The organism is Verminephrobacter aporrectodeae subsp. tuberculatae At4, from assembly GCF_000193225.1.
GTDB lineage: Bacteria > Pseudomonadota > Gammaproteobacteria > Burkholderiales > Burkholderiaceae_C > Acidovorax > Acidovorax aporrectodeae.
Map to the genome: position 1 here is coordinate 1 of NZ_AFAL01000110.1, position 9,911 is coordinate 9,911.

10 protein-coding genes are annotated in these 9,911 nt (G+C 64.4%); 8 read left to right on the forward strand and 2 right to left on the reverse strand.

Going from position 1 to position 9,911, the window contains the following annotated elements; genetic code table 11:
- Positions 1 to 16 precede the first annotated feature (16 nt).
- Together VTU_RS35825 and VTU_RS0104450 are read right to left on the reverse strand one after the other, a co-directional pair.
- The gene (locus VTU_RS35825) at positions 17 to 361 is read right to left on the reverse strand and encodes a hypothetical protein (protein ID WP_010101221.1); all 345 of its coding nucleotides are present in this window, start codon (positions 359 to 361) and stop codon (positions 17 to 19) included.
- On the reverse strand, positions 339 to 998 hold the full coding sequence (locus VTU_RS0104450) for a nuclear transport factor 2 family protein (RefSeq protein ID WP_010101222.1): 660 nt from the start codon (positions 996 to 998) through the stop codon (positions 339 to 341). The genes VTU_RS35825 and VTU_RS0104450 overlap by 23 nt, the downstream gene beginning before the upstream one ends.
- A 266-nt stretch (positions 999 to 1,264) precedes the next feature.
- Here VTU_RS0104450 and VTU_RS25670 point away from each other — a divergent pair, with 266 nt between their 5' ends.
- The 8 genes from VTU_RS25670 to VTU_RS0104490 form a co-directional block, all read left to right on the forward strand.
- On the forward strand, positions 1,265 to 2,503 hold the full coding sequence (locus VTU_RS25670; RefSeq protein WP_010101224.1) for a sensor histidine kinase: 1,239 nt from the start codon (positions 1,265 to 1,267) through the stop codon (positions 2,501 to 2,503).
- Positions 2,504 to 2,557: 54 nt separating this feature from the next.
- Positions 2,558 to 3,721 carry an ABC transporter ATP-binding protein gene (locus tag VTU_RS0104460; RefSeq protein ID WP_010101226.1) on the forward strand — a complete coding sequence of 388 codons (1,164 nt, stop codon included), beginning with the start codon at positions 2,558 to 2,560 and terminating at the stop codon, positions 3,719 to 3,721.
- A complete protein-coding gene (locus tag VTU_RS0104465) occupies positions 3,718 to 4,650 on the forward strand; it encodes a carbohydrate ABC transporter permease (RefSeq protein WP_010101228.1) in 933 nt (310 codons plus the stop codon). Before VTU_RS0104460 ends, VTU_RS0104465 begins: the two co-directional genes overlap by 4 nt.
- 14 nt (positions 4,651 to 4,664) lie before the next feature.
- Positions 4,665 to 5,501 carry a carbohydrate ABC transporter permease gene (locus VTU_RS0104470; protein WP_029554104.1) on the forward strand — a complete coding sequence of 279 codons (837 nt, stop codon included), beginning with the start codon at positions 4,665 to 4,667 and terminating at the stop codon, positions 5,499 to 5,501.
- Between the two features lie 45 nt (positions 5,502 to 5,546).
- The gene (locus VTU_RS0104475; RefSeq protein ID WP_010101233.1) at positions 5,547 to 6,884 is read left to right on the forward strand and encodes an extracellular solute-binding protein; all 1,338 of its coding nucleotides are present in this window, start codon (positions 5,547 to 5,549) and stop codon (positions 6,882 to 6,884) included.
- A gap of 20 nt (positions 6,885 to 6,904) precedes the next feature.
- Complete coding sequence (arfA, locus tag VTU_RS0104480; protein ID WP_010101235.1) at positions 6,905 to 8,425, forward strand: arabinosylfuranosidase ArfA; 1,521 nt, start codon at positions 6,905 to 6,907, stop codon at positions 8,423 to 8,425.
- Between the two features lie 63 nt (positions 8,426 to 8,488).
- The gene (locus tag VTU_RS0104485; protein WP_010101236.1) at positions 8,489 to 9,247 is read left to right on the forward strand and encodes a FadR/GntR family transcriptional regulator; all 759 of its coding nucleotides are present in this window, start codon (positions 8,489 to 8,491) and stop codon (positions 9,245 to 9,247) included.
- Positions 9,244 to 9,911 (forward strand): LytR/AlgR family response regulator transcription factor (locus tag VTU_RS0104490; protein ID WP_010101237.1); only part of this gene is annotated, 668 nt, incomplete at its 3' end. The genes VTU_RS0104485 and VTU_RS0104490, both read left to right, overlap by 4 nt.

Here is a 9,911-nt window from a genome sequence, read left to right on the forward strand (position 1 = left end):
TTGTGACACAGTAAGACTAACTGAGGTGGTGCACCTCGCCCATGCCGTAGACCGGCGTCGGGATACCGTGCATGCGGGCCTGCAATTGCAGCGCCAGGAACTGCGAACAATGGCGCGACATATGCAGGTTGCCGCCATGGAACCACAGACCCGGTTGCCGGGTCGGTTTCCACATATTGCGCAGTTCCCCCTCCCAGGGGCCGGGGTCCTTGGTGGTGCCGGAGCCAAGGCCCCAGCATTTGCCGACCCTGTCGGCGACTTCCCTGGAGATCAATTGGGCAGCCCACTCATTCATTGATCCGTAACCGGTGGCATAGACGATGAGGTCCGCCGGCAACTCATCGCCATCGCTCAGGCGCACGGAGTGCTCCCTGATCTGCGCCACGGTGACGCCGCTTATCGCCGGCGCGGGCGTGCTTCTCGACGACGATGGTCGGAACGTCCAGGCGCCGCAACCGGGCAGCCAGCGCAATGCCGCACTGACCGCCACCGATGATCAGGCAATAGGGCTGCTTGCTGTCACCCAGCGCGGCCTCTTCCTCGGCCCTGCGCTCGATCCAGTTCTTGCGCCCGGGGACGACGCCATGCGTGGTGCCCATCGACCGCGTCGGGCCCTTGCGCTCCTCCAGGCCCTTGAGTTCAGTCATCGTCGTGAGCAGGGTCCAGCATTTATCGCCCCGCAGGCGCAGCAGGCCCCGCCCCCGGGCAAGCGCCGTCTCGAAAGTGAACCAAGCCTCGGTCATACCATTGTCCTGGCTGGCCTCGCCCTCGATGCGCCAATTCGATGGCTTCAGCCCATCGAGTACGGCAGCCAGCATGTCGGCGATCGCGGCCGGGCCTTCGCAGGTCTTGATGTTCCAGGTGAACGCAAGCAGGTCGCGCCAGTAGCTGTCGGTATCAAACAACGCGACGGCTGCCGCAACATCGCCCTGCGCCAGGGCACGTTCAAGACCCGTGAGCCAATGCGTGGCCTGCTGCGTCGGTGACCGATCATTCATTATTTTTCTCCTTTGGTTTGGCGCTGGCCCCCATCCGGATGGATCCCGGAGCACAGCGCCAGCAATGCTACTGCGACCCGATTCCCGCGCTGCGGCGTGTCCCATCCCGTGTTTTATTTCGTGCATCGTCGCGAACATATTGCGCACACGCGGGGGAGAATGGATGCACGCGCCCAAGCCGCCCGAACCCTGCCTTGGTTGACGGGTTGCAACCGCGAAAGAGCCACCGTTCGTCTCCATTCCCAGCCTCCCGAAAACTCGGCACCATGACACCTGACGCCATCGACCAACTGCTGCGCAAGGCCGGCGGCCCGCGCGGCAGCGCCATGGGCATCGACTGGCTCAACGCACTGCGCCGCTTCCTGCAAACCATCGCCTTCTGCCTGATCATCGCGGCCATCCAATACGCGTTCCGCCCCGAGATGGGCTACGGCATCCCCTTGCGCTACTCGCTGGCCATCGGCATGCTGACCTGGGCGCTCATCTATTTCGGACACCACCTCTTCCCGTCGAGCGCAGGCCGGGGTTGGCCCACGGGCATTGCGGGCATCCTGCTGCCGGTGGCGGGCACCATCCTGGGCTATCTGGGCGGCGTCCAGTTGGCCGACTGGTGGTGCGGCTGGTCCACGTGGGACGTGGCGGCGCGCGCGCAGTTGCGCATCTCCATCGGCATTTCGCTGCTGGCCAGCATCACCGGTATCTATTACTTCTACAACAATGGCCGCAACGCATGGATGCAGGCCAGGATGGCCGAGACGCACGCCCAGGCCACCGAGGCGCGGCTCAGGCTGCTGGAGACGCAGTTGGAGCCGCACATGCTGTTCAACACGCTGGCCAACCTGCGCGTGCTCATCGACACCGACCCGGCACGCGCGCAGGAGATGCTCGACCGCATGATCGCCTACCTGCACGCCACGCTCGGCGCGTCGCGCGGTACGGAGCATCCGCTGGCCAACGAATTCGGGCGCCTGCACGACTATCTGGAACTGATGGCCGTGCGCATGGGGCCGCGCCTGAGCTACACGCTGGACCTGCCCGAGGCCCTGCGCGACACGCCCGTGCCGCCCCTGCTGCTGCAACCGCTGGTGGAAAACGCCATCCGCCACGGCATCGAACCCCGGGTGGAGGGCGGCCACGTCAGCGTGCGCGCCAGCACCTGCCCCGGCCCGCAGCTGCTGATCGAGGTCCACGACAGCGGCGCAGGCCTGCCACCCGATCCCGGCCCAAGGCTTTGGCCTGGCGCAGGTGCGCGAGCGGCTAAGCACCCTGCACGGCACCGCAGGCACTCTCGATTTGCTGGCCTCGCGCGCCGGAGGAACCTGCGCCAGCGTCCGTTTTCCATTGCATCCGGCCCCTGCCCCCTCGACACGTCCGCGCTGAGTCACGGGGGGAAAGCGCGCACAGACGGCCACACACGACCACACGGCGCTCGGGCATGTAGTCATACTACATTCGGTCCAAGAAACCATGTACAGCGGGGTTTATCCGGATGTTTCCATGGTTAAGTATGACTATATTTTCTCCAGCCAACGCATGCCAAGCGACGGCTGGAGAACGATATGACAGGCATCCAACTCACCGGAATCGACAAGCGCTACGGCGGCGTCGATGTGATCAAAGATCTCACGTTGACGGTCGATCCCGGGGAGTTCCTTGTATTCCTGGGTCCATCGGGCTGCGGGAAGTCCACGCTCCTGCGGATGATCGCCGGCTTGGAGCCCGTGTCCGGCGGTGAAATTCGCATCGGCGGGCGGACAGTGACCGACTTGCCTCCGGGCGAACGCCAAGTTGCCATGGTGTTCCAGCACTACGCCCTCTACCCCCACATGACTGCCTACGACAACATGGCGTTCGGGCTCCGCAACGTGGGCATGCCCGCGAACGAAATCCACAGGCGCGTGCAAGAGGCTGCGCGCATGCTGGAACTCGAGCCACTGCTCAAGCGCAAGTCGGCGCAGATGTCCGGCGGACAGCGGCAACGCGTGGCCATCGGCCGTGCGGTGGTGAAGGAACCCGCAGCGTTCCTGTTTGATGAGCCCTTGTCCAACCTCGACGCGGCGCTGCGCGCGCGCACCCGCGTGGAAATCGCCAGGCTGCACCGGCGCCTGAAGTCGACCATGGTGTTCGTCACGCACGATCAGGTCGAGGCGATGACTCTGGCCACCCGCATCGTCGTGATGAAGCAGGGGAGCATCGAGCAGATCGGCAAGCCGATGGAGATCTACCGCAACCCGGCATCCCGCTTCGTCGCCTCGTTCATTGGCTCACCCGCGATGAATTTCCTGGAGGTCACGCGCGGGCAAGGTGCCGCAGGCCGCGCGGCAGTGCGCTTGCCCGACGGCACGCTGGTTCAGACCACGGTCCCCGAAGCGGGCCTGCCAGACAGTGCCCAACTGGAACTGGGCGTTCGCCCCGAGTTCCTCTCGCTGGCCGACCCGGAGAGCGCGGGCGCGCTCGTCGGCACAGCAGAGGTGATCGAACGACTGGGCGACCAGACGCACGCGCATATTGCGCTCAGGTCGGGGGATACGGTCGTCGCCCATGCGCCGCGCGACAGCGATATCGCCGCGGGCGACGTGGTGGGGTTGCGGCTGGACGCTTCGGCGGCGCATCTCTTTGACCACAGCGGAAAGGCCCACCACGCCGCCAAGACACCATGGATGCATCCCTTCCCTCCCCACGGGGATAAGGGCAGAGAGGGATTTCCGGAGCCCACTGCATGAGCGCCACAGCCCTCTCGGCGGCCACTGCGGCCGCTGCGTCCACGCGACACCGCTCCCCGGGCGCACGCGCTGGCGCGCACTGGAGCAACGCACTGTTCATCGCTCCCTTTCTGGTCGTGTACGGACTGCTTCTCGTGGTACCACTCGCCAAGGGGCTCTGGATCAGCCTGCAGGAAGTCGACATGCTGTCGCACAGCGCAGAGTTCGTTGGCTTGCGCAACTACCATGAACTATGGGCCGACGCCATATTTCGTACTGCTGTGCGAAACACGTTCGCCTTCGTGCTCATGTCCACACCCGTTTTCGTCGCCCTGGGCCTGGCGCTGGCTCTGGCGCTCAACCGCCCCGGGCGGGTTGCCGCAACCCTGCGGGCCATCTTCTTCGGTTCGTCCGTCCTGTCCGTGACCATCGTGACGCTGGTCTGGAAGCTCGTGCTCATGCCGCATCAGGGGCTCCTGGCGAACATGACGCATGCGCTCGGTCTGCCCTCCGTTTCCCTGCTCACGTCCGAAACGTGGGCGCTGCCCATGATCGTGGTCGTCACCGTGTGGTGGATCATTGGCTTGCCGATGATGCTGTTCCTGGCCGCGCTGCAACAGATCCCGCACGAGGTCTACGAGGCCGCGGCCCTCGACAGCGCCAGCCGCTGGCGCACGCTCAGACACGTCACACTGCCTGCGATCCGGCGCACGGTGGCCTTGGTCGCCATCGTCGAAGTGATCCTGCAGTTCCAGATGTTCGGCCAAGCCCACCTCATGACGCAAGGCGGGCCCAACGACAGTTCGCGACCCATCGTGCAGTTCATCTACGAGGCCGGCTTCCAGCACTGGACCCTCGGCTACGCTGCTGCCGCCTCCCAGGTGCTGTTCGCGATCATGCTGATCGCCATGGCCGCGCAGGTCTGGGCCCGTCGCAAGGAAGCGCAGTGAATCGGAGAGCATCCATGCAAAACACGGCGGGTCCCCAGTGGGGAAACAGGATGATCCTTGGCGCGGTCATCGTTTTGGCGATTCTCTGGATCACTCCACTCATCTGGGTATTCGCGCTCTCGTTCAAGCCGAACGAGTTCCTGACCGTGCACACGGACGTGATGTTTTCGCCCCCGTTCACGCTCAGGAACTACGCGGACATCATCGGCACCTCGTCCGTGTTCCGCTGGACGCTGAACAGCATGATCGTGGCCGGGGTGCAGACATTCGCCATGCTGGTTCTCGCCTCGCTGGCTGGCTACGGGTTCGCGCGCACCGAGTTCCCTGGCAAGAACGCCGTGTTCCTTGTCGTGCTGGCGGGTCTGGCTGTTCCCGAGCAGGCCATCATCGTGCCGCTGCACACGATCTTCGCTGACCTGGGCCTGCACAACACGTACTCCGCGCTGGTACTGCCCCGTCTGGCAACGCCGTTCGGCGTGTACCTGATGACGCAGTACTTCCAGGCCATTGCGCGCGACATCGAGGAGGCAGCGATGCTGGACAACGCCTCGCGCCTGAAGATCTTCCTGCGCGTGATCCTTCCGCTGTCGTTGCCGGCGCAGGCCACGCTGGGCATCTTCACGTTCCTGCACGCGTGGAATGACTATCTGTGGCCGCTGATCTCGGCGTCCCGGCCGCAGATGTACACGCTCACGCTCGGTCTCGCGTCCACGCAGACCAACTTCGCCCAGTCCGAGGGCATCGGCTACCTGATGTCGCAGGCCGTCTTCGCAGGTCTGCCCGTCTTCGTGCTCTACCTGTTTTTCCAGAAGTACATCGTCGCTGCGGTGGCTGGAAGGCCCATGCGATGACGGCGCATCCAGTGCAATCCACCATTCCAACCAGGAGACCCGCCCATGCATTCCATCCTCAGAAAAACAGCCGCCGGGATCGCGCTCGCCGCAGGCCTGTCCGCGCCAACCCTTGCGCAGCAAAAAGTCGAGATCACCTTGGCGCGCTTCTTTGGCTCTTGCGAGGCCGATTACGGAAAATCGACCGACTTCAAGGCGGCCCGCGGCGAGTGCGGAATCATCACCACGCTGGTGAACAACTTCAACGCGACCAACAAGGAGAACATCGTCGTCAAGCCACAGATCGTCGAGTGGGGCCCCTACTACGACCAGCTCACGGCCCGCATCGTGGCGCGGGACGTGCCGACCGTGGCCGTGATGCATGATTCGTCGCTCGGCGATTACGTTGGACGAAAGCTGGTCGATCCCCTGGACGACGGCTTCCAATCGGTCGGCATCCATACGAGCGACTTCACCGAGCATGCGAAGAAGGGAACGGTGATCGGCGGCAAGACCTATGCGCTGCCCTTCGACACATGGTCCTGGCTCTGGCACATCAACCTGAACCTGATGCACAAGGCGGGCCTGACCAGGACCAACGGCTCGCCCGTGCTGCCGACCTCGCCTGAAGAACTCCTGGCGCAGGCGCGCCAGTTCAGGCAAGCGACCGGAAAGCCCTACTTCGCATGGGCTGCAACGAACTCGGACGCGGCCAACGTGCGCAGTTTCCTCTCCCTGCTCTACCAGCAGGATGCCGATCTCTTCAGCGCCGGCAGCAAGCCGCGCCTGAACGTGAAGAGCAAGGAAGCCACACAAGTGCTCGAGTTGATGCGCAAGCTCTACAGCGAAGGCCTGGTGGCACCCAACCTGGACTACGGCGCTGCGAACCAGACTTTCGTCAACGGGCAAGCCGGCGTCGTGGTGGTTGGCACCTGGAAGATCGACGACTTCATCGTCCAGTCGGAGAAGGTCGAGTCTCCGCTCTACAAGGGCTACACGGTGGTTCCGTTCGCACAGCTCTACGCGAAGAAGGCCGTGTTTGCCGGAGGCCACACCTGGGTCATGCTCCGGGGCGGCGCCAAGGACGAGGCCCAGCGCAAGGCAGCGCTGCACTTCATGAAGTTCCTGTGGGAGAACAACGGCGAATGGGCGCGCACGGGCCACCTGCCGGCGAATCGCACCGTCATCGAAGGTGCCGCGTTCAAGAGTCTGCCCATGCGAAGCAATATCACCGAGATCGCCACGACCGGCCGCGGCATGCCCGGCAGCATCCCCCGTCAGCGCGCCATCGAGACCATCCTGGGTCAGGAGATCGGCAACATGCTGCTCAGCAAGAAGCCGGTGGCGCAGGTGCAGGAAGCCGCTGAAACCCGTGTCAACAAACTGCTCGACAGCGTTCGCTGAAAGATGGAAAGACCCCCACCATGATCTCCACCCGACTGATCGTCGACCGCGACTTCACCGTATCCAACTTGGACCGCCGGATTTTCGGCAGCTTCGTCGAACACATGGGCCGGTGCGTGTACACCGGCATCTATGAGCCCGGCCACCCCACTGCGGATGGGCAAGGATTTCGGCGCGACGTCATGGCGCTGAGCCGCGAGCTTGGCGTGAGCATCGTGCGCTACCCTGGCGGCAATTTCCTGTCCGGCTACAACTGGGAGGATGGCGTAGGCCCCAAGGACCAGCGCCCCAGGCGGCTCGACCTGGCCTGGTTCAGCACGGAGACCAACCAGTTCGGCACGAACGAATTTCTGGACTGGTGCCGTGCAGTGGGGACCGAGCCCATGATCTCCGTGAATCTGGGCACCCGTGGCCCCGACGAGGCACGCCACTTTCTCGAATACTGCAACCACCCGACGGGAACCCGGCTGTCCGACCTGCGCCGCGAGCACGGCTACGAGAAGCCACACGACATCAAATTCTGGTGCCTGGGCAACGAGATGGACGGCCCTTGGCAGATTGGCCAGAAAACGGCAGACGAGTACGGAAGAATCGCAAAGGAAACCGCCAAGCTCATGCGCATGGTGGACCCCCGCGTGCAACTGGCGGCCTGCGGCTCCTCCACGCACGACATGCCCACCTTCGGGAGTTGGGAAGACACGGTGCTCGGGCACTGCTTCGACGAAGTCGATTTCATCTCCCTGCATACCTACTTCGAAAATCCGCACGACTCGACCGCCGAATTCCTGGGCAACATCGAGCAGACCGAGCTCTTCATCCGGGAGGTCGCCGCAGTGGCCGACAGCGTCGCCGCACGCAAGCACTCGACGAAGCGAATCATGCTGTCGGTGGACGAGTGGAACGTCTGGTACAAGGCGCGCAGCATCGACCATCGGCGCAAGCCCGGCTGGCCCGAGGCCCCCCGCCTCGTCGAGGAGGTCTACAACCAGGAGGATGCGCTCGCCGTGGGGGGCGCCTTGATCGTGATGATGAACAACGCAGACCGTGTCAAAACCGCCTGCCTGGCCCAGTTGGCGAACGTGATCGGCCCCATCATGACCGAACCAGGCGGCGCGGCATGGCGCCAGACCATCTTCCACCCGTTCGCGCAGGCCTCCCGCTACGCACGCGGGCGTGTTCTGCGACCGGTCATCCATTCCCCCGCGTACCAGGCCAAGACCTTCCCGGAGATTGCCTATCTGTGCGCCAGCGTGGTGCACGACGATGAAACCGGTCAGACCGCCATCTTCGCGCTCAATCGGCACCTGAGCGACACGCAGGAAATCTCCATCGAACTGCGCGGACTGGGCGATCAGCAGCGGCTGGTCGATGCGTCGGAACTCCACCACGCGGACATGAAGGCAAGCAACACCAAGGCGGCACCAGACAACGTAGCGCCCCAACCGAATGCCAACGTACAGATCGACGGCCACCGCGTCACCGCACGCCTTCGGCCCGGATCCTGGAACGTGATCGTCACCCGCAATACCAAGCCGGCGTGAGCCACGGCAAGCGCAGCACCGGGTGGGTATGCTCCGGCGGATTCCATCCGATTGCCCCTCCCCATGAATACGCCAAACAGCAACCTCGGCTACCGCCGGCCCCCGGAGCGCAAAAGCATGCACGCCCGGATCGTCCGGGATCTGGGCATGCGCATCGTCTCCGGTGAGTACAAGCCAGGCACGAGGCTTCCCGCCGAGGCCTCCCTGTGCACGGCATACGACGTGAGCCGCCCCGTACTGCGCGAAGCCACCCGGGTTCTGGTTGCCAAGGGTCTGGTGGTCCCGAAACAGAAGGCCGGAGCCATCGTGTGCGCGCGAAGTGACTGGCATCTCCTGGACCCCGACGTGCTGTACTGGTTGATCCAGACCAAGCCCCAGCCCGAGTTCGTTGAAACCTTGCTCACGGTCCGGCACGTCTTCGAGCCCGCAGTTGCCGCGTTGGCAGCCAAGGTGGCGACCCCCGAGGCGCTGCACGGCATCGCGCAAGCGTATGCGGACATGGAGTCGGCGCGCACACCCGAGGAACTGCTGGAGCCGGATCTGGCGTTTCACCGCCGCATCGCCGAGGCCACCGGCAATGACCTGCTGGCCTACATCGGAAACATGCTTTCATTGGCACTCAGAGAGTCCATCAAGCTCAGCAACCAACATCCCGACGCCCACGCGCTTTCCTTGCCCAGACACAAGGCCATACTGACCGCGTTGCTCAACCGTGATTCCCTGGCTGCGCGCCAGGCAACGTTCGTACAGCTCGACGAAACCCGGGAAGACATTGCGCATCTCATTGATTTCGGGTTCTCGAATACGAATCGGACCCCATGACCCCGCCCACAGCCCGCGCACTGATTGCCGAAGACGAGCCCCTGCTTGCCGCCGCACTGCAACAGGAACTGGCCCGCGCCTGGCCCGACCTGCAAATCGTCGCCAGCGTGAGCGACGGGCTGTCGGCCGTACGCCAGGCGCTCGCGCTGCGCCCCGACGTGCTGTTCCTCGACATCCGCATGCCCGGCCAAAGCGGGCTCGACGCCGCCGTGCAACTGGCCGACGCCTGGCCCGACCCCGCCGCACGCCCATTTCCGGCGCTGGTGTTCGTGAGCGCGTACGAGCAGTACGCCGTGCAGGCATTTGAAGCGCAGGCCATGGACTACCTGCTCAAGCCCGTGCAAACGGCGCGGCTGCAAGGAACCGTGCAAAGACTCCGGCACGCACTGGTGAACCGCATGCCCCGAGCGTCCAACGCCATTGATTTGGAAGCAACCATGGCGCAACTGCGCCATCTGCTGGCAACGCCGGGCCTGGCCGGCGCCGCGCCGGCGGCGGCAGCAGCGCCGCTCGCGTTCATCCAGGCGAGCAGCGGCAGCCGGATCCATATGGTGCCCGTGGCCGACGTGCTGTACTTCGAGGCTGCGGACAAATACCTGCGCGTGCTCACCGCAGCGCGCGAATACCTGATCCGCACCCCGCTCAAGGAACTGATCCCCCAACT